Below are 21512 nucleotides of genomic sequence, written 5' to 3' on the forward strand. Positions count from 1 at the left end.
CCTCGCCCAACACCAGAGACGACCACATACCCCCCCCCCCCCCCCCCCCCCCCCCCCCCCCCCCCCCCCCCCCCCCCCGGGGCCGGTGCGGTCAGACGAGGTCCATCGCGGCGACCTCGTCGGGGCGGCCGTAGCTGACCGGCCCCTGGAAGCGGCGGCGGGCGGTGGCGAACCACCACACCGTGGCCACGACGAGGACGGCGGCCAGCGCGATCGGCGCGTAGTTGAAGGAGTCGACGGTGATCGGCGAGGCCTGCGGCAGCATGAACAGGACGCTGCTGAGCAGGATCCAGGTCACCGCGAGCCAGCCGATCGGCCGGCCCCAGCGGCCCAGGTGCCAGGGACCGGGCTGGAACTCGTCGCCGAGCCGCAGCCGCAGGAAGATCGGCACGGCGTAGGCGAGGAAGAGTCCCACCACGTTGACGCTGACGATGGCGGTGAACGCCGTGTGCGACCACCAGCCGGGGACGACGAGCGCCAGCGAGCAGGCCACCGCGAGCCACACCGCCTTCACCGGCGTCCGGGTGCGCGGCGAGACCGAGTGCCACCAGCGGGAGCCGGGCATCGCACCGTCCCGGGAGAAGGCGAAGATCTGCCGGGTGTTGCTGGTGAGGTTGGCGAGACCGCAGAAGAGCATCGCGCCGATCACGATGAGGAGCAACGCCTTGGCGGTCCCGAGGCCGAGGCCGTCGATGAGAATCTGGACGGGCGGCGCGGAGGAGCCGGCCACCTTGCTGTAGTCGCTAATGCTGTAGACCAGTGCAAGCATCAGGATCAGGCCGGTGATCGCCGAATAGCCGATGGCGCGGGTGATCCCCTTGGGCGCGTTGACCGTCGCGCGGACCGTTTCCTCGGACATGTGGAAGCTGCCGTCGAAGCCGGTGAAGGTCCAGCTGGTGACCAGCAGACCGAGCATGCCGCCGTAAAGCCCGCTCGTGAAGCCGGTGTTGTTCTCGAAATGCGTCACGAAGGACGCCGACTGATGGTGGTCCGGCATCACTATCAGTGTGCTCACGATCACCACGAGTCCGATCAGCAGCCACCAGACGGAAATCCGGTTCAGCACGGCGACGAGCTGGACGGTGTAGGTGTTGGCGAGGCCCTGCAACAGGATGACCAGGGCTGTGATCAGCACCGTCTGGTGTGCGGTCGGCCGGTACGACGACCACTGCAGCGCGACGAACGCCTGGATGAAGGTGGCCGCCGCATAGCCGGTGGCGGCGGTGCCGCCGATCTGCCCCACGAAATTCAGCCAGCCGGTGAACCAGGACCAGGCACCCTTGTGCCGCTTGGCGAGTTTACCCGCCGAGAAATACAGCGCACCGCTCGTCGGATAGGCGGACGCGACTTCCGCCATCGCCGCACCGATGAACAGCACCATGACGGAGACGCCGATCCAGCCGAACACGAGAATACGGGGACCGCCCGCGTTCATGCCGTATCCGAAGGACGAGAAAATACCCGAAATGATATTGATGATGGTGAAGGAGATCGCGAAATTGTCGAACGCCTGGAAGCGCCGGGTGAGTTTCCGCGGATAGCCCATCGCGTGCAGGGTCGCGTCGTCGTCGAGCACGACCGGGTCGTCTTCCCCGTGGGCGTTCGCCCGTGGAGTCGATGTCCGTTCCGACACAGTTCGGCCTTTCTCTCGGTGGGGGCGGGGCACGTGCGCGGTCAGGCGGGTCCCGGGACGGGCAGGCCACAGGTGCGCCGGGCCCGGGAGAGCTGTTCGGCGGGGTCACCGAAGGCGCTCCAGGGCATGCGCGAGGCGTACGGGCCCATCGCCGCGAAGACCGCCCGGGCCTCGAACTCGCGCTGGGCCATGACCAGCGCGTGTGCGAGGTAGGCCAGGTCGAGCACCGGGGTGAAGCGGTAACCGGCCACCGTGGGCAGCCAGTTGTGGTAGATCGCCAGCGCCGTGGAGCGCCACTGGGGCTGCTCCCAGACGCGGTCGGCGAGCAGCTGCGTGGGGTTGTAGCTCTCCACCAGGGCCACCAGCGGCAGCAGTCGGAGGGCGGAGTCGGCGGGCGCCCGCTGGCTGAGGAAGGCGGCCACGTCCCAGGCCGCGTTGACCGAGCCGCCGTGGCGGGTGAAGAAGAACGACAGGAAGCGGTGGTGCCCCTCACGGTGCCAGGGATCCAGGGACAGGATGTGCGAGAACAGCCGCCAGGGCCCGGGCGGGGCGGTGAGCAGTCCCTGCGGAGCGGGGTCGCGCAGCAGGTGCAGCCGGGCCATGGTCAGCTTGGCGACCCACGGGGTGGGATCCGCGGGCGCCATGGCGGCGGCCCGGTCGCAGGCGGTCAGGGCGATCCGCTCCAGCGCCTCGGCGCGCTCGTCCCGCGCGTCGGCGGCCCGCATCGCGCGCTGTACCGCGACCCGGGCCCACATCAGCGCGGACTCGGGGGTCGGCTCCTCCGCGAGCCAGCGCTCGACCAGGTCGCTGCCGGCGGCCTCGGAGGCCAGCACCAGGGAGCGGTGGGCCCGCAGGGCGAAGTCGGAGCGGGTCTCGGCGAGGGCTTCGTACGCGTATCGATAACGCCCGGCGCGCACATCGACGCATACGCTCGCCAGGACACGGTCGTCGGCCGCCGGATGCCATACATAGTGCCCTTCGAATAACTCCGCGGCCATGTCCCCCTGTCCGTCCCCGTTCGGCGCATCGCAGTTGCGCAGGAGGCACCTTACTCAGCACTCGGGGCACCGGGAACGCCGAATTTCACATATCGGTCAACGGATTGGGAACGTTATTCCCTTGGATTGACCGGTGGTCAGCCAGTAGTTCAAGAAGTGACGTTTCCCGGCCCACTGGTCCAGTCACTATGGGCCGCTACTAGACTGTTTCCGGAAAACACCCCACACCGCACCACACCTCAGGAATCGCCATTCACGACCTCGCCACCCGGCTGCGCGGGCTTCCCCCCTCCTGCGGCCCCGTACGGCTGATCGCCGTGGACGGGCACGCCGGCTCCGGAAAGTCCACCTTCGCCGGGCGTCTGGCCGCCGCGCTGGGCGGGGCGCCCGTGCTCCACCTCGACGACATCGCCAGCCACGAGCAGCTCTTCGACTGGACCGGCCGGTTCCTGGCCCAGGTGATCGCCCCGCTCTCACGCGGCGAGAGCGCGCGGTACCGCCCCTACGACTGGCGTGCGCGCGCGTTCGGGCCGCCGCTGCCGCTGCCGGCCGCTCCCGTGGTCGTGATCGAGGGGGTCGGCGCCGGCCGCAGGGCGCTGCGGCCGCATCTGGCCCGGCTGCTGTGGATGGAGCTGCCGCGCGAGGAGTCCTGGGCGCGAGGCCGCTCCCGGGACGGCGCGGAGCAACGGGAGTTCTGGGCCGGGTGGGTCGAGGCGGAGAGGGCGCACTTCGCCGAGGACCCCTCGCGCCCCCATGCCGATCTTCTGGTGCGCCAGACACCCGAGGGGTACGAGGTGCTGCCGGGGCCCGCGAGGGCTGCCGGTCCGGACCAAGAGGTCACGCAACGTGACGGATCGTCCGCGGTGTGGTGAACCCGTGAAGACCCTTGCGGGGGAACTTCTTTGAGTGCTCCGGGTCCGCTTGACCCGGGAGCCGTACAGGTCTTACGTTCTCAATGTGCGGCCATTCGGAGCCGCCCACTGACGCGAAGCCCCCGGTTGTTCCCCCGTGATCGGGGGCTTCGTTCTGCCCGCGGCCCGTTTTCCGGGCGCCCCGCGCACCGTTCCGCTCACCCTCCGTCACCCTTTCGCGTGCGCCCCGTCTGCTCCCACCTCGTCGAACGACACCCTTCGGTGCGCGGTCGTCCCACGGGTACGATGCCCTCGGTGCGGCTGCCTCGCGCACCTGCAACTCCGGTCCGCGGCACGGCGGTTCGACCGCGGCGGCCGCCGGGCGACTGCCCGGCGGTGAACCAACGGGGGCACGGTCTGTGGGGGACGCGATGGACTTCGGCACGCAGGGCCCCGAGGCCCCGGCCGACCTCGCCTGGCTGCGAGGTGTGGACGCCTACACAATGGGTGCCTATCCGCAGGCGGAGGAGGAGTTCCGCGCCGCGGCGCGGATGGATCCCGGGATGGCGGACGCCTGGCTCGGGCTGCACGCCCTGCGGGTGGACACGACCACCGCGCTGCTGCGGATGTTCCGGCACCGGGACCGCTTCGGGGAGCAGCGCGCCCGGCACCGCCGGACCCTCAACTCCTGGTACTGGCTGGGCTGGTGGGTGCAGCCGGTGCTGGAGAGCCCCCGCGATCTGCTGCTGGCGCACGCCTCGCACTGGCTGGACGGCCGGCACGTCCCGGAGCTGGACCGCGCGCTCGCCGGGCTGCCCCCGGTGGACACCGACCCACAGGTCCGCTTCCTGCACGCCTGCCGCTCCTATCTGGTCAAGGACTGGGACCAGCTGGTCCGGCACACCGACCCGCTGCTCGACGAGCCCATGCTGGGCATCGAGGCGGGCCTGTTCGGCGGGATGGCCCGGGTGCGCCTGGAGATGTACGGCCAGGCCGAGCCGCTGCTGTCGGCGGCGCTGATGCGCTGCCGCAGCGAACAGCCCCAGCGCAAGGAGCTGCGGTACTGGCTGGCACGGGCGCACGAGGGCACCGGGCGCAGCGCCGCCGCACTGCCGTTGTACCGCGCGGTGCACCGGGTCGACCCCGCCTTCATGGACACCTCGGCCCGGCTCGCCGCCATCGCCGAGGGCGACGGGTACGACGATCCCGTCGACCTCGCGGCGATCACCCTGACCGGTGCGGGGGCGGACGCCGTGGACGGGCCGGACACGCTCGACCCCCTCTTCGGCACCGAGGCACGCGATCTGCGGCTGCCGGAGCCTGACCTGCCGACCGGTCCGCTGCCGACGGTGCCCGACCCGGCGGTGCGCGTGAAGAGCGGCATGCCGCCGTCGTCCTGGCCGCTGCCGACGGGGCCGACCGACCCCGCGTTACTCGAGGAGGCGCTCGCCGAGCTGGAGCGCATGGTGGGTCTCGAGCCGGTCAAGCGCCAGGTCAAGGCGTTGTCCGCGCAGTTGAACATGGCCCGGCTGCGGGCCGGGCAGGGGCTGCCGGTGCAGCCGCCGAAGCGGCACTTCGTCTTCTCCGGACCGTCGGGAACCGGCAAGACCACGGTCGCGCGGATCCTCGGGCGCGTCTTCTACGCGCTGGGGCTGCTCGGGGGCGACCACCTCGTGGAGGCGCAGCGGGCCGATCTCGTGGGCGAGTACCTGGGGCAGACCGCCGTGAAGGCCAACGAGCTGATCGACTCCGCGATCGGCGGGGTGCTGTTCGTGGACGAGGCGTACTCGCTGTCCAACTCCGGGTACGGCAAGGGGGACGCGTACGGGGACGAGGCGCTGCAGGTGCTGCTGAAACGGGCCGAGGACAACCGGGACCACCTGGTGGTGATCCTGGCCGGCTATCCGGAGGGCATGGACCGCCTCCTCGCCGCCAACCCCGGCCTGTCCTCCCGCTTCACCACCCGGGTCGACTTCCCGTCCTACCGGCCGCTGGAGCTCACCGAGATCGGCAAGGTGCTCGCGGCTGAGAACGGGGACGTCTGGGACGAGGAGGCGCTGGAGGAGCTGCGCTCCATCGCCGGGCACGTGGTCGATCAGGGGTGGATCGACGAGCTGGGGAACGGGCGGTTCCTGCGCACGCTGTACGAGAAGAGCTGTGCGTACCGGGATCTGCGGCTGTCCGGGTATCCCGGTTCGCTGTCCCGGGACGACCTGGCGACGCTGCGGCTGCCCGACCTGATGCAGGCCTACGGAGAGGTGCTGTCGGGGCGGGGGCCACAGGATCCGTCGGCGCTGTAGGGGCTGTACCGCGGCTCCCCGGGGGCGCGGGGAACCGCGCGAGCGGTCCCCACACCCCCGGCAGGATCCGGACGTCGGTCCTAGGTGGCCAGGACCTCCTCCGGCTCCCCGCTCACCCTCGGTTCGGTCAGCCTCACATCGGCCGTCTGCCGGTGCGCCGGATCCCGCACCTCGCCCACCAGGAGCTCCAGTACGTCCTCCAGGGCTACCAGACCCAGCACCCTGCCGGACGCGTCGGCGACCTGGGCCAGGTGGGTGGCCGCACGGCGCATCACGGTGAGCGCGTCGTCCAGCGGCAGCTCGGCGCGCAGCGTGGCCATGGGGCGCCAGACGGCTTGCGGGACGGCCCGTTCGGAGTCCTCCAGGTCCAGGACGTCCTTCACGTGGACGTACCCCATGAAGGCGCCCTTCTCCGTCGCCGCCACCGGGAAGCGGGAGTAGCCCGTGCGGGCCGTCAGCTCGACGATCTCCCCGGGGGTGACCGACGGAGTCACCGTCACCAGGGACTCGCGCCGCAGCAGGACGTCCGTCACCGGGCGGGAGCCCAGTTCCAGCGCGTCCTCCAGGCGTTCCCGCTCCTCCGGGTCGAGCAGGCCCGCCTGCCCGGAGTCCTCCAGCAGGCGGTTCAGCTGCTCACTGGTGACGACGGCCTCGACCTCGTCCTTGGGCTCGACCCGGAAGAGCCGCAGGATGCCCCGGGCGCAGGCGCCGAGGGCCACGGTGATCGGCCTGCACAGGCGAGCGAAGTAGACCAGGCCCGGACTGAGCCACAGGGCCGCCTTCTCGGGAGCCGCCATCGCGAGGTTCTTCGGCACCATCTCGCCGATCACCAGGTGCAGGAAGACCACACCGGCGAGGGCGAAGACGTAGCCGAGCGGGTGGATCACACCGTCCGGGAGGTGGACCGCCTCGAACAGCGGCTCCAGGAGGTGCGCCACCGTCGGCTCGGCCACCGCGCCGAGCGTCAGGGAGCAGACGGTGATGCCGAACTGCGCGGCCGCCATCATCTGCGGCAGCCGCTCCAGGCCGTACAGCACCTGGCGGGCCCGGGCCGTGCCGAGCGGCTCGATCTGGCTGCGGCGCACGGAGACGAGCGCGAACTCGGCGCCGACGAAGAAGCCGTTGGCGAGCACGAGCAGCGCGGCGAAGACCAGTTGGAGGACGCTCATCGGGCGGCCTCCATGACGTTGAGCGCGGCGGCCGTCCGGACCAGGCGGACCCGTTCGGCGCGGTAGTGGCCGACCTGGCGGACGGACAGCCGCCAGCCGGGCAGTTCGGCCCTGTCGCCGGGGGCCGGGATGCGGCCGAGCAGATCGGCGACCAGGCCGGCGACGGTCTCGTACGGCCCCTCGGGCACGTCGAGTCCTATGCGCTGCAGGATGTCGACCCGGCAGCTGCCGTCGACGTCCCAGGCCGGCCTGCCGTCCTCCGGCGGGGCGGCGGCCAGCTCGGGCACGTCCTTGGCGTCGTGCTCGTCGCGGACCTCGCCGACGAGCTCCTCGACGATGTCCTCCAGGGTGACCACGCCCGCCGTGCCGCCGTACTCGTCCACGACGACCGCGATGGGCTGCTCGCTGCGCAGCCGGGCGAGCAGGGGCTGCACCGGCAGCGTCTCGGGGACGAGCAGTGCCTTGCGGGCGATGCGGCCGACCGGAGTGCGCAGCCGGTCCTGCACGGGGACCGCCAGCGCGTCCTTGAGGTGGGCCATGCCGACGATCTCGTCGATCTTCTCCCGGTACACGGGGAAGCGGGACAGACCGGTGGCCCGGGTCAGGTTGACGACGTCCTCGGCGGTGGCCGAGTCCTGCAGGGCGCTGACCTTCACGCGCGGGGTCATGACGTGCTGCGCGGTCAGGTCGCCCAGGGACAGGGTGCGCACAAACAGGTCGGCCGTGTCCTGCTCCAGGGCGCCGGCCTGGGCCGAGTGCCGGGCCAGGGACACCAGTTCGCCCGGGGTGCGGGCGGAGGCCAGTTCCTCGGTGGGCTCGACGCCGAGGGCGCGCACCAGCCGGTTGGCGACCGTGTTGAGCGCGGCGATCACCGGGCGGAACAGGCGGGAGAAGTGGTGCTGTGGGCCCGCGACGAAGCGCGCCACCTGCAGCGGCCGGGACACCGCCCAGTTCTTGGGCACGAGCTCGCCGATCACCATCTGGATCGCGGAGGCGACCAGCATGCCGACGACCACGGCGACGCCGGAGACGGCACCCGAGGGGATGCCGATCGCCGAGAACGGACCGCGCAGCAGCTCGGCCAGGGCCGGCTCGGCGAGCATGCCGACGACGAGGGAGGTGATGGTGATGCCGAGCTGGGTGCCGGAGAGCTGGAAGGACAGCTCCTTCAGCGACTCCACGACCGTACCGGCGCGCTTGTCGCCCTCGGCGGCGGCCTGCTCGGCGTCCGGGCGTTCGACCGTCACCAGACCGAACTCGGCCGCCACGAAGAAGCCATTGGCGAGGATCAGCAGGAACGCGGCTCCGAGGAGCAGCAGGGGGATGGTCATGCCGCCGCCTCGGAATCTCGGGAGGGGGCGGCGCAGGTACTACAGGACGATCCGTCCATCGCTGGAGGGAGTCACTCCTCGGGTAGCAGGGGGCCTCTGAGGACCGCGGGGGCACATCAGCGGCGGAGGCGTACCTAGAACGCCTCCGCCAACAGATTAATCAAGACATGGCCCTCTACGTCAGATCCGTCGTCGAGTGGGCCTCGGCGAGCGCCCGGAGGGCCCTCGCGTCGGCGATGGCCCGCTGCTTGGCGATGCCCGGCTGGATGCCGAGCGCGGGCAAACTGGTGCCGTCGCTGAGGTTCAGGAACACCCAGGGATCGCCCGGCCGGAGGTTCACCTGGACGATCTCCGCCCAGTCCAGCCGCCGCCTGCTCGCGATGTTCACGACGGTGACGCCGGACTCGTCGGCGACGACCTTCACCCGGGCGAGCTGGGCGAGCACCCAGAAGATCAGCGCCCCGGTGATGACGAAGCTCAGGCGCTCCCCCGGGCCGAGCTGTTCCAGCAGCATCGCGATCCCGGAGATCACCAGGAAGATCACGACGCCGGCGGTGAGCAGGACCGCCCGGGTGTGACCCGGCCGGAAGGTGACGGGCAGGTCGGGAAGCCCGGAAGACTCGGAAAGATCGGACATCTCTCGGCGTACCCCTTACAGGCGGCAGGCGTGGATGGCCGTGGTCAGGATGGCCCGGGCACCGATGTCGTAGAGGTCGTCCATGATCCGCTGCGCCTCCTTGGCGGGGACCATGGCACGGACCGCGACCCAGCCCTCGTTGTGCAGCGGGGAGACGGTCGGCGACTCCAGGCCCGGGGTCAGGGCGACGGCCTTCTCGAGCTGCTCGACGCGGCAGTCGTAGTCCATCATCACGTAGGTCCGGGCGACCAGGACGCCCTGCAGGCGGCGCAGGAACTGCTGGACCTTGGGGTCAGCGGCTTCCTCGCCGTCCGCGCCGGTGCGGCGGATGACGACGGCCTCGGACTTCATGATCGGGTCGCCGAACACCTCCAGGCCCGCGTTGCGCAGCGAGGTGCCGGTCTCGACCACGTCGGCGATGACCTCGGCGACGCCCAGCTCGATGGCGGTCTCGACGGCGCCGTCGAGGTGGACGACGGAGGCGTCGATGCCGCTGTCGGCGAGGTGCTTGGCGACGATGCCCTCGTAGGAGGTGGCGACCGTCTTGCCCTTCAGGTCCGCGATGCCGTTCGCGGTGCCCGGCTTGGAGGCGAAACGGAAGGTGGACCGGGCGAAACCGAGCGGCAGGATCTCCTCGGCGTCGGCAGCGGAGTCGACCAGCAGGTCCCGGCCCGTGATGCCGATGTCGAGGCGGCCGGAGGAGACGTAGATCGCGATGTCGCGGGGGCGGAGGTAGAAGAACTCGACCTCGTTCTCCGGGTCCACGATCCGCAGCTCCTTGGACTCCCGGCGCTGCTGGTAGCCGGCCTCATGCAGCATCTCCGCCGCAGGGCCGGACAGTGAACCCTTGTTGGGGACGGCGATGCGCAGCATGAGGTCGGCTTCCTTTGCGTGAGAGTTCTTGCGGCTCGGTGCGGCGGGCGGTTTACAGGTGGGCGTAGACGTCGTCCAGGGAGATGCCGCGGGCGACCATCATCACCTGGACGTGGTACAGCAGCTGCGAGATCTCCTCGGCGGCCGCCTCCTTGCCCTCGTACTCGGCGGCCATCCAGACCTCGGCGGCCTCCTCGACGACCTTCTTGCCGATGGCATGGACCCCCTTGCCGACCAGCTCAGCGGTGCGGGAGGTGGCGGGATCGCCGTGGACGGCCTTCTGCTGGAGCTCGGTGAAGAGCTCCTCGAACGTCTTCTTGGACATGGTGGGCCCCACCCTACGCGGTGTGCGGGACTCCTCAGTGCCAGGGTTCGGATACTGAGCGGAGTGTGGCCGCGGTCGCGACCGCGGCGGTGACCGCCTCGTGCCCCTTGTCCTCGTTCGAGCCCTCGATGCCGGCCCGGTCCAGGGCCTGCTCCTCGGTGTCACACGTGAGCACGCCGAAGCCGACGGGGACACCGGTCTCGATGGAGACCTGGGTGAGGCCCTGGGTGACTCCCTGGCACACGTAGTCGAAGTGGGGGGTGCCGCCCCGGATGACGACGCCGAGGGCGACCACGGCGTCGTAGCCGCGGCCCGCGAGGACCTTGGCGGCGACCGGCAGCTCAAAGCTGCCGGGGACCCGGATCAGGGTCGGCTCGTCGATCCCCAGTTCGTGCAGGGCGCGCAGAGCGCCGTTCACCAGACCGTCCATCACCTTCTCGTGCCACTGCGCCGCGATGACCGCGACCCTGAGGTCGCTCACGTTGCGTACGGACAGCTCCGGTGCACCCTTGCCGCTCACGTCTCTCCTAAGTGCTCTTCGCTTACTGGTTGCCGCAGGTGGTCGCGGCCGCGGCCGCGGAGGCTGCCACGGCCGGCGTGTCCAGCCAGGGCAGGTCGTGCCCCATCCGGTCCCGCTTGGTGCGCAGGTACCGGAGATTGTGCTCGCCGGCCTCGATCGGCATCGGCTCGCGGCCGCTGACCTTCAGGCCGTGGCGCAGCAGAGCGTCGGTCTTGTCGGGGTTGTTGGTCATCAGGCGGACGCTGCGGACGCCGAGGTCCGCGAGGATCTGCGCCCCGGCGGCGTAGTCGCGGGCGTCGGCGGGCAGACCGAGCTCCAGGTTGGCGTCCAGGGTGTCGTGGCCCTGCTCCTGGAGCTCGTAGGCGCGCAGCTTGGACAGCAGGCCGATGCCGCGCCCCTCGTGTCCGCGCAGGTAGACGACGACTCCGCGGCCCTCCTCCTGGATGCGGTCGAGGGCGGCGTCCAGCTGGGGGCCGCAGTCGCAGCGCAGGGAGCCGAAGACGTCGCCGGTGAGGCATTCGGAGTGGACCCGGACCAGGACGTCCTCGCCGTCACCGATCGCGCCGTGGACGAGGGCGACGTGCTCGACCCCGTCGACGGCGGACCGGTAGCCGTAGGCGGTGAACGTGCCGTGCGAGGTGGGCAGGCGGGTCTCGGCCTCGCGGCGGACGGTGGGCTCGCTGCCGCGGCGGTAGGCGATCAGGTCCTCGATGGAGATGATCGTCAGGCCGTGCTTGCGGGCGAACGGGATCAACTCGGGCAGCCGCAGCATCCGGCCGTCCTCGCCGGCGATCTCCACGATGGCACCGGCCGGGCGCAGGCCCGCGAGCCGGGCGAGGTCCACGGCGGCCTCGGTGTGGCCGTTGCGGGTGAGCACGCCGCCGGGCCGGGCCCGCAGCGGGAAGACGTGGCCGGGGCGGACGAAGTCGGTGTGCTCGGCGGTGCCGTCCGCCAGCAGCTGGAGCGTGGTGGCGCGGTCGGAGGCCGAGATGCCGGTGCTGACACCGTGGGCGGCGGAGGCGTCCACGGAGACGGTGAACGCCGTCTTCATCGACTCGGTGTTGTCCTCGACCATCTGCGGCAGCCGCAGCCGGTCGAGTTCCTCGCCCTCCATGGGGGCGCAGATGAGTCCCCGGCACTCGCTCATCATGAAGGCGACGATCTCGGGGGTCGCCTTCTCGGCGGCGATGACGAGGTCACCCTCGTTCTCCCGGTCCTCGTCGTCGACGACCACGACCGGGCGTCCGGCCGCGATGTCGGCGATGGCCTGCTCGACCGGGTCGAGCTCGAAGTCCTCGATGTCGTGCGTGCTGTAGAGGGCGGGTGCCGTGGTCATGCCGGGGCTCCTTCCAGAACCGGCTGCGCGGTCCGGCGGGAGCGCAGCCACCAGTCGCGCATGCCCCACAGGACGAGCGCGCCGTAGATGACGTAGACGAATCCGGAGAAGGCGTAGCCATTGGTGAAGTTGAGGGGCACGCCGACGAGGTCGACGAGCAGCCAGGCGAACCAGAACTCGACCATGCCCTTGGCCTGGGCGTACATGGCGACGATGGTGCCCACGAAGATGTAGGCGTCGGGCCAGGGGTCCCAGGACAGGCTCGGGTGGGCCTTGAAGAGCAGGGCCACCGCGACCGTGCCGGCCGCGGCGGCGGCGAGCATCGCCGCGCGCTCGGTCCAGGTGGCGAACCGGGGGATGATGTGGCCGTCCTCGGACCGGCCCCTCGTGCGCTGCCACTGCCACCAGCCGTACAGTGCGACGGCCATGACGACGGCCTGCTTGCCGGCGCTGCCGGTCAGATGGCCGTAGAAGGCCGCGAAGAGGACGAGGCCGGACAGGAACTGCACGGGCCAGGTCAGCAGGGAGCGGCGCCAGCCGAGGGCGAGGGTGATCAGGCCGAGGATGTTGCCGACCATGTCCGACCAGATGATGTGCTGGCCGAAGAGGGTGAAGGCCTCGGAGTTCATCCAGTTCACTTGGCGGCTCCCTGCGCACGGTCGCCGAGGAGCCGCTCGACGTACTTGGCGATGACGTCGACCTCGAGGTTGACCGGGTCGCCGGCCTGCTTCACGCCGAGCGTGGTCAGGGCGAGGGTGGTCGGGATGAGGCTGACCGTGAAGTAGTCGGGGCCGGCCTCCACGACGGTGAGGCTGATGCCGTCGACGGTGACGGAGCCCTTCTCCACGACGTAGCGGGCGAGGTCCGCGGGGAGCGAGACCTTCACGATCTCCCAGTTCTCGGAGGGCTTGCGCTCCAGCACCTGCCCGGTGCCGTCGACGTGGCCCTGCACGATGTGCCCGCCGAGGCGCGCGCCCACGGCGGTGGGGCGCTCGAGGTTGACGCGGGAGCCGACGGCGAGCGCGCCCAGGCTGGAGCGGTTCAGGGTCTCGGCCATGACGTCGGCGGTGAACTCGTCGCCCTCGTGCTCGACGACGGTGAGACAGACCCCGTTCACGGCGATGGAGTCGCCGTGCTGCGCGCCCTCGGTCACGACGGGGCCGCGGAGCCTGAAGCGGGAGGCGTCGCCGAGATTCTCGACGGCGGTGACCTCACCCAGCTCTTCGACGATTCCGGTGAACACTTCCCGGGTCCTCCTGCCTCATTCGGGCACGGACTCCGGGGCCTGTCGATGACGACAGAATCTACGGGTGAGCACTACCGTGAGCTCAGCCGACGCCGAAGAGGACCCGTCCACACACGGACGAGCCCAGATACGGCGGCGCGCACACGAACATGCCCGCCCGCCGCGCACTGCCTCCCATCCGGACTTTAACCGTCGGTCCAGGAATTTCACCTGGTCAACCGGCCGCTGGAAGCGACCGGGTCGCGGACTGTAACCGCCGGTTCGGACTTTCACCGACCCCGGAGTGCGCTGCTTCTGGTACAGGGCCAGTGTGCCACGGCCGGCACTGCTCCATGCGGGTGAATGGTGTGGGTTGGCTCACAGCCCGGATCACTGGACTTCCCTGACGGTCAATTAGTCCGGACCATTGACCTCACTGGTCTAGTCCTCTTAGTGTGCGGGCGGGCCCGGTGGCGGTGACGACGGCCCTTGCCCGCCGCCGGGTCGTCAGCGAGGCGTTCGCCGGACGATGTCACATTTCCGGAGGCTGTTCGGTCTCTCTTGACGAAGGGCATTCCGACCGGGGGTGCCCCGGTGTCCGGAGGGACGGAAACAGCATGACCACGATCCTGGTGACCGGCGGAACCGGCACGCTCGGACGGCTCGTCACCGAGCGGCTGCGGGCGGACGGGCACGAGGTGCGGGTGCTCAGCCGGCACAGCCGGCCGTACGCGGTCGACCTGCGCGAGGGCGGGGCCGCACTGGAGACGGCACTCGCGGGCGTGGAGACCGTCGTGCACTGCGCGAGCAGTCCCCGGGGCGGGGACGAGCGGGCCGCGGAGAACCTGATCACGGCGGCGCGGCGGGCCGGGGTGGGGCATCTGGTGTACATCTCCATCGTGGGCGTCGACCGGGTGCCGCTCGGCTACTACCGGACCAAGCTCGCGGTGGAGCGGCGGATCGAGGAGTCGGGGCTCCGCTGGACCGTGCTGCGGGCCACACAGTTCCACGACCTGCTGGTGACACTGCTCCAGAACCTGACCGGGCCGCCCGTGGCGCTGCTGCCGGCCGGAGTGCCGGACCAGCCGGTGGAGGTGGCCGAAGTGGCCGACCGCCTGGCCGAGTTGGCCGTCGCGGCGCCGGCCGGACGGGTGCCGGACATGGGCGGTCCGGAGGTGCGGTCGTTCGACTCTCTGGCCCGCGCCTACCTCCGGGCGACGGGACGGCGCCGGGCGGTGGTCGGCATGCCCCTGCCCGGGAAGACGTACCGCGCCTTTCGCGCGGGCGGCCACCTGGCACCGGAGCAGGCGGTGGGCAAGGGCAGCTTCGAGGAGTACCTGGAGAGGCGGTTCGGGAGCTGACGGGCCTCGCGGTCGCACCGCACTCGGCGGCCGGTCGCCCATCACCCGCATGAGCGACCTCGCGGGTCAGTGCACCTGGCGCTCGGCCGGTGCGAACAGCTCGTCCTGCGCCCTGTCCCTGGCCGTCAGCAGGGCTCCGCGCAGGACGGCGGCTCCGCCGAGGCTGCCGGCCCGTACCTCGGTGGACAGCGGTGACATACGGCGGATCCGCTCCTCCACGCGCGCGGCGAGCACCTCTCCCCCGGCCTGGCCGACCTCTCCCCCGAGGACCACACAGCCGGGGTCGAGGATGGCGACCACGGAGGCGGCGCCGACGGCGATCCGGTCGGCGAGGGCGTCCAGGAAGCGGTCGGCGGGGTCGGCTCCGGCGGCGGGCCCCGTTCCCGCACCGGGGGCGGCAGCCACCCGCGCCACCGCCCGCCGCACCACCCCGGCGGCCCCCGGGCCGTCCATCGCGCCCTCCGCCGGCAGGCCGAACTCCCTTGCCAGGGCCCCGATCGCGGCCGCGCCGGTCAGCGAGTGGAAGCCTCCGTCGCAGTCCTTCGCCGAGGGCAGCGAGGTCGTCCCCGGGACCGGCAGGAAGCCGATCTCGCCCGTGCCGCCGGAGGCGCCGCGGCGCAGGGCGCCGTCCAGGACGACCGCCGCGCCGACGCCGTGGCCCAGCCACAGCAGCACGAAGGTGTCCCGGTCGTGCGCGGCGCCCTCGCGCTGCTCGGCCAGGGCGGCCAGGTTGGTCTCGTTCTCCACCGTCACCCGGGCCTCGGGCAGCCGTTCCTGCAGGGCCGCGGCCAGCCGCCGGTGCCAGGCGGGCAGCCCGCCGGAGTCGCGGAGGTCGCCGGTGGCGGGGTCGATGAGACCGGGTGCCCCGATGCCGACCGTGTGCAGCCGGTCGGCGCCGGCCTCCTTCACGGTGCGCTCCACCGCCGCCACCGCCCGCTCCACGGCGGGCCCGGTCCCGGTGTCCCCGCCGATCGGCACGGACGCCTCGGCCAGCACCCGGCCCACGAGGTCGGACACCAGCACGAGGACGCCCTCGGTACGGACGTCCAGCGCGGCCAGCTGGGCGCGGTCGGCGACGATGCCGTACAGCCGGGCGTTCGGGCCCCGGCGCAGCTCGCCGGACTCCCCGACGACCGTGATCAGGCCGGAGGCGGTGAGCCGTTCGACGAGGTCCGCGACCGTGGGCCGGGACAGTCCGGTCAGCTGCTTCAACTGCCCCGCCGTCAGCGGGCCTTCCTGCTGCAGCAGCCGCAGGGCGAGCCGGTCGTTGAGGGCCCGGGCGGTGCTCGGTGATGCGGGCATGACGGGCATCCTCCCAGACGCGGGCCGCCGCGAAACCGCCTATCTATCAGGCAGGGTCCCTGATAGTTTACGGCGGGACAGCGGGGGCGCGGTGGGGACTCCCCGGGGAGGGTTGGAAACATGGGTGACGTGGCCTGCACGCCCGAGGAAGTCCGGCGCGCCCGCTACGCCGTGGCGGCGGTGTTCGCCGTGCACGGCGCGGTGACCGGGTCCTTCGCGACCCGCGTGCCGTGGATCCAGGACCACGCCTCGCTGAGCGCGGGGCAGCTCGGGTTCGCGCTGGCGTTCACGGCGTTCGGCGCCTCGTGCGCGATGCCGCTGGCGGGCCGGATCAGTCACCGTTTCGGCAGCCGTACGGCCCTGCGGGGGCTGATCGCGCTGTGGACGCTGTCCCTGGTCCTGCCGTCCCTCGCGCCGAACCTGTACACGCTGTGCCTGGCGATGTTCGCCTACGGCGCGACCGCGGGCATGGCCGACGTGGCGATGAACGCGCTGGGTGTCGAGGTGGAGCGGCTGCTCGGCAAGTCGATCATGTCCGGCCTGCACGGCATGTGGAGCGCGGGCGCGCTCATCGGCTCGGCCGCGGGCACGCTCGCCGCGCACCTGGGCTCGGACGCGCGCCTGCACTTCGCGCTCGCCGCCGCCGCCCTCACCCTGCTCGGCGTGCCGGCCTGCTCCTGGGTGCTGGACGTGCAGCCCGCCGAGGACGAGGAGCCGCCGCCGCGGTTCGCGCTGCCGCCCCGCTCGGCCCTGCTGATCGGCGCCGTCGGCTTCTGCGCGGTGTTCGCGGAGGGCGCGAGCCTGGACTGGTCGGCGGTGTTCCTGCGGGACCGGCTGGACACCTCGGCCGGTCTGGCCGCCGCGTCGACGACCGGTTTCATGCTGACCATGGCGGTGGCCCGGATCGCCGGTGACGCCGTGGTGAACCGCTTCGGCGCGGTCCGCACCGTCCGGGCCGGCGGTGTACTGGCCGGTCTGGGCGGCCTGCTGATCGTCCTCGCGGGGCACCCGGCGGTGGCGATGACCGGGTTCGCGCTGATGGGGCTCGGCATCGCGGTGGTCGTGCCGCTGTGCTTCGCGGCGGCCGGGCACGCGGGCCCCAACCCCAGTCAGGCCATCGCGGGCGTCGCGACCATCACCTACACCTCGGGGCTGATCGCGCCCGGCCTGATCGGCGGGGTGGCCCAGGCGACGAGCCTGATGGTGTCGTTCTGCGTGGTGACCGTGCTGGCGTGCGGGCTCGCCGTGTTCGCGGGCGTGCTGCGCACCGCCGAGCGCGGCGGCCGGACCCGGGTCAGTCCGCAGGCCGCAGCAGTTCCCGACCCGCGGCCCTGAAGGCGTCGCTCCACGGCGCGGGGCGCAGCGTGGTCGCGTCCAGCCGGACCAGCACCCGGGTGCCCTGCGCGTAGGTCCGCGTCCCGTCGGCCGAGCAGAGGCGGAAGCCGTAGGTGAGGCCGGTGGTGCCGAGCCGCTCCAGCCACAGGTGGACGGCGTAGGTGCCGGGGCTGGTGACCGGTGCCTCGTAGCCGATGCGCAGTTCCCTGACCGCGTTGCAGGCGTCGCCGGCCGCCTGCCAGTCGCCGTCGAAGCGGACTCCGTGCTCGTTCCACAGCTCCGTCCAGGCGCGCTCCACCAGCAGCGGGTAGCGGGCGTTGTGGAGCAGCCCGAGCGCATCCAGGTCGTCGAAGTGGACGGTGACGGGGATCAGCCGGCCGTAGGAGACGGCGGGGGCGGTCGGGGCTTCGGCGGTCACGGGAGGGGCTCCTGAACGACGGGTACGGGGCGGTGGGGACACCCCATACTAAGCGACCGCTCAGGAGCCCCGGTCGGGAAGCCCCCTGGTCAGGGCCTCTCAGCCCGCAATCGAGTCCAGCTGCTCGGAGGCGGGCCGCAGCGCCCACAGGTCACCGCCGGGGGGCGTCTGGAGGCTCGGCACGGCCGCCTTGGCCGCCGGGTCGCCCGCGTCCGCCGCCGCGTGCACGACGTCGCTCGCGGCATAGCGATGGAACTCCAGCTCGGGATGCGGCCACGCGGCGCTGCCGGTCGCGGCCGGCAGCAGGTAGTCCACCGCCCTGAACAGGCTCTGGCCGTCCGGCCCCCGATAGGCCCACAGGTTCACGCCGACATGTCTGCCGATGGCCGCGAGCCGGGTGTAGGCGACCAGGTCGAAGGTCGAGTAGTGCCAGCTGCGCGTGCGGGCGAGCTCCTGCGGCTGGCTGCCGTCGGCCGCGATCTGCGGGGCGATCCGTCTGCTCCGCGCGTCGAGCACGGTCCGCCGGGCGAGGGCCGTGTCGCCCGTGGCGTAGGCGAGGGCGGCGAGCTGCATGTCGTAGAAGGTGCCGTGGTTGTTGGCGGCCGCTCCCTCCTGCCTGCCGAAGTCGCTGTTCTTCAGCCAGCCGAGGAAGTCGGCGTTCCACCTGCCCATCGCCGTGCGGTCCTCGGCACTCCAGCCGGGGGCGCCGGCGGCGAGGATCGCCTGGGCGTCGAGCACGCTCGTGTACGACTGCGAGAAGTCGATGATGCCGATCGCCCGGCCGTCGTACTTGCACGGGATGAACTGCGCGTGGTCCAGGTCGGGATTCATCCGGGTGGCCGGGTCGAGGAACCAGGTGCGCAGGATCTGCCCGGCCTTCTCGGCGTAGCTCCGCTTTCCGGTGTAGTACCAGGCGAGCGAGAGGTCGTAGGTCGAGTCGAAGACCTTCTCGGCGTCCTGCCGGTCCGTGCCGCTGTCGACCTCGGGATTGCGTTGGCCGTCACGCTGGACGTACGGGCAGCCCCAGGGGTTGTCGGCGGTGGGGGTCGTGGTGGGCCACCAGTAGGGCGCCTGACTGAGGTACTCGTGGACGTCACCCCCGGGGGCGGGCTTCGGCTTGTCGACCACCGTCCAGGGGCCCCGGTCCAGCCAGGCGTCCGCCCGGGTGGTCAAGTCCTCCACCGCACGCCGGAGTTCGGGGTCGCGGTGCAGACGGCCCCGGGCCTCCTGGAGGCGGGTGCCGTCGAGGACGGCCGTCCGGGGGACCTTGGGCGCGGCGTGGGCGGAGGGGACGAGCACGGCCGAGAAGCTCACCACCGCGGCCAGCAGCATGGCCGCACGGGATCTTCCACTCATCGGGTACTCCGATCATCGCGAGTCAAGTATGTGAACGTAGTTCATGAGTAGGACCGTGTGAGCGTAGAGCGGCCAGGTACCCGTGACAATGGTTCGGACCGTCTTCACGTACAGAGAAAGCGAAACCCCACCATGGACCTCGGCGTGCGCTGGAAACTGCACGGTGACGGGCGCACGCCCGCGCCCGGAGCGGTGGTACGCCCCGACGAACGGCTGTCCTGGCCGCGCACGGTGGGCCTGGGCGCCCAGCACGTCGTGGCGATGTTCGGGGCCTCCTTCGTGGCCCCGGTGCTCATGGGCCTGGACCCCAACCTGGCGATCATGATGTCGGGTGTGGCGACCATGATCTTCCTGCTCGCCACCCGCGGCCGGGTGCCCAGCTATCTGGGCTGCTCGCTGTCGTTCGTGGGCGTGACCGCCGTCATCCGCGCGCAGGGCGGTACGAGCGCCACCGTGACCGGCGCGGTCCTCGTGGTCGGTGTCGTGCTGTTCCTGGTGGGTCTCGCGGTGCAGCGGTTCGGGGCGCGGATCATCCACGCGGTCATGCCGCCGATCGTCACGGGCGCGGTCGTCATGCTGATCGGCTTCAACCTGGCCCCGGTGACCGCCTCCACCTACTGGCCGCAGGACCAGTGGACGGCCTTGCTGGTGATGCTCTTCACCGGTCTGGCCGTCGTCTGTCTGCGTGGATTCTGGTCCCGCATCGCGATCTTCCTCGGTCTGGTCTTCGGCTACGGCATCTCCTGGGCGTTCGACCGCATCTTCGGGCAGATCCACTCCCTGAGCCCCAGCGGCAAGGTCACCGACCACTGGCGTCTGGACCTCTCCGGCGTCTCGAAGGCCGAGTGGATCGGGCTGCCCTCCTTCCACGGACCGTCCTTCCAGTGGTCGGCGATCCTGGTGGCGCTGCCCGTCGTCATCGCGCTCGTCGCGGAGAACGCCGGGCACGTCAAGGCGGTCGGCGAGATGACCCGCACCCACCTGGACGACCAGCTCGGTACGGCGATCTCGGCCGACGGCGTCGCCTCCGTGCTGTCCACCGCGGTCGGCGGTCCGCCCAACACCACGTACTCCGAGAACATCGGCGTGATGGCCGCGACGCGCGTCTACTCGACGGCCGCCTACTGGGCCGCCGCCTGCTTCGCGCTGCTCTTCGGCGTCTGCCCGAAGTTCGGCGCCGTCGTGGCCGCGATCCCGGGCGGGGTGCTCGGCGGCATCACCGTCATCCTCTACGGCATGATCGGCCTGCTCGGCGCCCAGATCTGGACCAGCGCCAGGGTCGACCTGCGCAACCCGCTGAACCTGGTTCCGGCCGCCGCGGGCATCATCATCGGCGTCGGCAACGTCTCCATGAAGTTCGGCGAGCACTTCACCCTGAGCGGCATCGCGCTCGGCACCCTGGTCGTCATCACCGGCTACCACGCCCTGGGCGCCTTCGCGCCGGCCCATCTCAAGCCGCAGGAGCCGCTGCTGGACGAGGGCACCTCCACCTACGACGAGGGAGAGGGTCAGCGCGCCGGCTCGTAGGCGTACGCCGGAGTGAACGTCCCGGCCGCGCCCCGGCAGCCGTCGGACTCCCCCGGCAGCTTCACCCACAGGTAGGCGTCGATCCGGGCCTCGCCCGTGGTCAGGGTCGGCGCCCGGCCGATCCTCCGCCCCGCCGGGTCGCACCACCGGCCGTCGGGCGGGGCGACGGCACGCCTGCGCTCGGCCAGGCGCCGGGCACGTAAGCCTGACACCGTGCTGCTCCCCCCTCTTGCCCACCGCCCGGCGTTCCCCCGTTCCGGCGAAGCGACGGACCGGTCGGCACGCGGGGCAGCCCAGGGCTGGGACCCTTCCCCCATGGCGCAGTTGGAACACTTCACCACGCCCGTCGACACCGTGCTCGCCCGGATGCGCGCCCTCGACGCGGAACTGCCCGAACGGGACGGGGTCGCCGTGTTCAACCGCGTCTACCTGGCCGTCACCGAGGAGGTCGACCAGTGCCTGGACGCCGGGGGGTTCCGGGACCGGCGGGCGGCGACGGCGCTGGACGTGCGGTTCGCGGAGCGGTATCTGACGGCGGTCGACGCGGTGGACCGGGGCCGCCGCCCGCCGGCCTGCTGGCGGCCCCTGTTCCAGTTCCGCCGCCATCCCGGCGTACGGCCGCTGCAGTTCGCGCTGGCGGGCATCAACGCGCACATCGGCCACGATCTGGCGCTCGCCGTGGTGGACGCCTGTCGTACGCTCGGCTGCGAACCGGCCGAGCTGGAGGACGAGTTCGACCGTGTGGGCGATCTCCTCGCCTCGCTGGAGGAGCGCATCCGCGAGGATCTGATGCCGGGCCCCGACCTGCTGCAGATCGCCGACCCGGTCACCCATCTGCTGGGCTCCTGGAGCCTGGAGCGGGCCCGGGACGCGACGTGGGCGGCCGCGCGTGCGCTGTGGGCGCTGCGGCACTGCGAGGACGTCGCCGAGGAGTTCACCGAGCGCCTGGACGCAGCGGTCGGCTTCGCGGGCCGCATGCTGCTCACGCCGTGCGGCGACTGAACCGGGCCGTTCA

Annotated in this window: 20 protein-coding genes, 1 pseudogene and 1 riboswitch; of the genes and pseudogenes, 6 read left to right on the forward strand and 15 right to left on the reverse strand. The window is 71.7% G+C overall.

All coding sequences use genetic code 11. The features are described 5' to 3' along the window. Positions 1-91 precede the first annotated feature (91 nt). Together AC07CM_RS32870 and AC07CM_RS32875 are read right to left on the reverse strand one after the other, a co-directional pair. Positions 92-1633: an amino acid permease gene (locus AC07CM_RS32870; protein ID WP_478880117.1), complete on the reverse strand. Its 1542-nt coding sequence runs from the start codon at positions 1631-1633 to the stop codon at positions 92-94. 41 nt (positions 1634-1674) lie between these two features. Further along, a complete protein-coding gene (locus AC07CM_RS32875) occupies positions 1675-2631 on the reverse strand; it encodes a hypothetical protein (RefSeq protein ID WP_478880118.1) in 957 nt (318 codons plus the stop codon). A gap of 251 nt (positions 2632-2882) precedes the next feature. Here AC07CM_RS32875 and AC07CM_RS32880 point away from each other — a divergent pair, with 251 nt between their 5' ends. Next, a complete protein-coding gene (locus tag AC07CM_RS32880; RefSeq protein ID WP_478880176.1) occupies positions 2883-3503 on the forward strand; it encodes a uridine kinase family protein in 621 nt (206 codons plus the stop codon). Positions 3504-3913: 410 nt separating this feature from the next. After that, positions 3914-5782, forward strand: a complete 1869-nt coding sequence (locus tag AC07CM_RS32885) for an AAA family ATPase (protein ID WP_478880119.1) — start codon at positions 3914-3916, stop codon at positions 5780-5782. Positions 5783-5862: 80 nt separating this feature from the next. Here AC07CM_RS32885 and AC07CM_RS32890 read toward each other — a convergent pair whose 3' ends face one another. The 9 genes from AC07CM_RS32890 to AC07CM_RS32930 form a co-directional block, all read right to left on the reverse strand. After that, the gene (locus AC07CM_RS32890) at positions 5863-6951 is read right to left on the reverse strand and encodes a hemolysin family protein (RefSeq protein ID WP_478880120.1); all 1089 of its coding nucleotides are present in this window, start codon (positions 6949-6951) and stop codon (positions 5863-5865) included. Further along, positions 6948-8282 (reverse strand): hemolysin family protein, encoded by a 1335-nt coding sequence (locus AC07CM_RS32895; RefSeq protein WP_478880121.1) that lies wholly within the window; start codon positions 8280-8282, stop codon positions 6948-6950. The genes AC07CM_RS32890 and AC07CM_RS32895 overlap by 4 nt, the downstream gene beginning before the upstream one ends. Positions 8283-8457: 175 nt before the next feature. Continuing rightward, complete coding sequence (locus tag AC07CM_RS32900) at positions 8458-8919, reverse strand: PH domain-containing protein (RefSeq protein WP_478880122.1); 462 nt, start codon at positions 8917-8919, stop codon at positions 8458-8460. A 15-nt stretch (positions 8920-8934) separates the two neighbouring features. After that, entirely contained in the window at positions 8935-9792 is an 858-nt protein-coding gene (gene hisG, locus AC07CM_RS32905; RefSeq protein WP_478880123.1) for an ATP phosphoribosyltransferase, read from the reverse strand. 52 nt (positions 9793-9844) lie between these two features. After that, the gene (locus tag AC07CM_RS32910; protein WP_478880124.1) at positions 9845-10117 is read right to left on the reverse strand and encodes a phosphoribosyl-ATP diphosphatase; all 273 of its coding nucleotides are present in this window, start codon (positions 10115-10117) and stop codon (positions 9845-9847) included. A gap of 34 nt (positions 10118-10151) precedes the next feature. Next, positions 10152-10637, reverse strand: coding sequence for a 6,7-dimethyl-8-ribityllumazine synthase (gene ribH, locus AC07CM_RS32915; protein WP_184973168.1), 486 nt, complete (start codon positions 10635-10637; stop codon positions 10152-10154). Positions 10638-10659: 22 nt separating this feature from the next. Then, the gene (locus AC07CM_RS32920) at positions 10660-11973 is read right to left on the reverse strand and encodes a bifunctional 3,4-dihydroxy-2-butanone-4-phosphate synthase/GTP cyclohydrolase II (RefSeq protein ID WP_478880125.1); all 1314 of its coding nucleotides are present in this window, start codon (positions 11971-11973) and stop codon (positions 10660-10662) included. Further along, positions 11970-12611 (reverse strand): nicotinamide mononucleotide transporter family protein, encoded by a 642-nt coding sequence (locus AC07CM_RS32925; protein ID WP_478880126.1) that lies wholly within the window; start codon positions 12609-12611, stop codon positions 11970-11972. The genes AC07CM_RS32920 and AC07CM_RS32925 overlap by 4 nt, the downstream gene beginning before the upstream one ends. Then, on the reverse strand, positions 12608-13216 hold the full coding sequence (locus AC07CM_RS32930; RefSeq protein ID WP_478880127.1) for a riboflavin synthase: 609 nt from the start codon (positions 13214-13216) through the stop codon (positions 12608-12610). The genes AC07CM_RS32925 and AC07CM_RS32930 overlap by 4 nt, the downstream gene beginning before the upstream one ends. Before the next feature lie 163 nt (positions 13217-13379). Next, positions 13380-13510: riboswitch (FMN riboswitch) on the reverse strand. Between the two features lie 305 nt (positions 13511-13815). On the opposite strand from AC07CM_RS32930, the gene AC07CM_RS32935 reads away from it, so the two are divergent. Further along, on the forward strand, positions 13816-14559 hold the full coding sequence (locus AC07CM_RS32935; RefSeq protein WP_478880128.1) for an SDR family oxidoreductase: 744 nt from the start codon (positions 13816-13818) through the stop codon (positions 14557-14559). 66 nt (positions 14560-14625) lie between these two features. Here the strand turns inward: AC07CM_RS32935 and AC07CM_RS32940 are convergent, their stop codons facing one another. Further along, positions 14626-15861: an ROK family transcriptional regulator gene (locus AC07CM_RS32940; protein WP_478880129.1), complete on the reverse strand. Its 1236-nt coding sequence runs from the start codon at positions 15859-15861 to the stop codon at positions 14626-14628. Positions 15862-15981: 120 nt separating this feature from the next. Between AC07CM_RS32940 and AC07CM_RS32945 the strand changes: the two genes are divergently transcribed. After that, on the forward strand, positions 15982-17196 hold the full coding sequence (locus tag AC07CM_RS32945) for an MFS transporter (RefSeq protein ID WP_478880130.1): 1215 nt from the start codon (positions 15982-15984) through the stop codon (positions 17194-17196). Here the strand turns inward: AC07CM_RS32945 and AC07CM_RS32950 are convergent. Both AC07CM_RS32950 and AC07CM_RS32955 read right to left on the reverse strand, forming a co-directional pair. Then, positions 17156-17614, reverse strand: a complete 459-nt coding sequence (locus AC07CM_RS32950; protein ID WP_478880131.1) for an acyl-CoA thioesterase — start codon at positions 17612-17614, stop codon at positions 17156-17158. The two genes, AC07CM_RS32945 and AC07CM_RS32950, sit on opposite strands and share 41 nt — an antisense overlap. Positions 17615-17713: 99 nt before the next feature. Beyond that, the gene (locus AC07CM_RS32955) at positions 17714-18970 is read right to left on the reverse strand and encodes an alginate lyase family protein (RefSeq protein WP_478880132.1); all 1257 of its coding nucleotides are present in this window, start codon (positions 18968-18970) and stop codon (positions 17714-17716) included. Between the two features lie 132 nt (positions 18971-19102). Between AC07CM_RS32955 and AC07CM_RS32960 the strand changes: the two genes are divergently transcribed. Beyond that, positions 19103-20497 (forward strand): uracil-xanthine permease family protein, encoded by a 1395-nt coding sequence (locus tag AC07CM_RS32960; RefSeq protein ID WP_478880133.1) that lies wholly within the window; start codon positions 19103-19105, stop codon positions 20495-20497. Here AC07CM_RS32960 and AC07CM_RS32965 read toward each other — a convergent pair. Beyond that, positions 20479-20661 (reverse strand): annotated as a pseudogene (locus AC07CM_RS32965) (glycoside hydrolase family 6 protein); the annotation flags it as partial. The gene AC07CM_RS32960 and the pseudogene AC07CM_RS32965 sit on opposite strands and share 19 nt — an antisense overlap. A 151-nt stretch (positions 20662-20812) precedes the next feature. Between AC07CM_RS32965 and AC07CM_RS32970 the strand changes: the two are divergent. After that, positions 20813-21499 (forward strand): DUF5995 family protein, encoded by a 687-nt coding sequence (locus AC07CM_RS32970; RefSeq protein WP_478880134.1) that lies wholly within the window; start codon positions 20813-20815, stop codon positions 21497-21499. Positions 21500-21512: the final 13 nt, after the last annotated feature.

Source organism: Streptomyces sp. NPDC044061 (genome assembly GCF_056434305.1).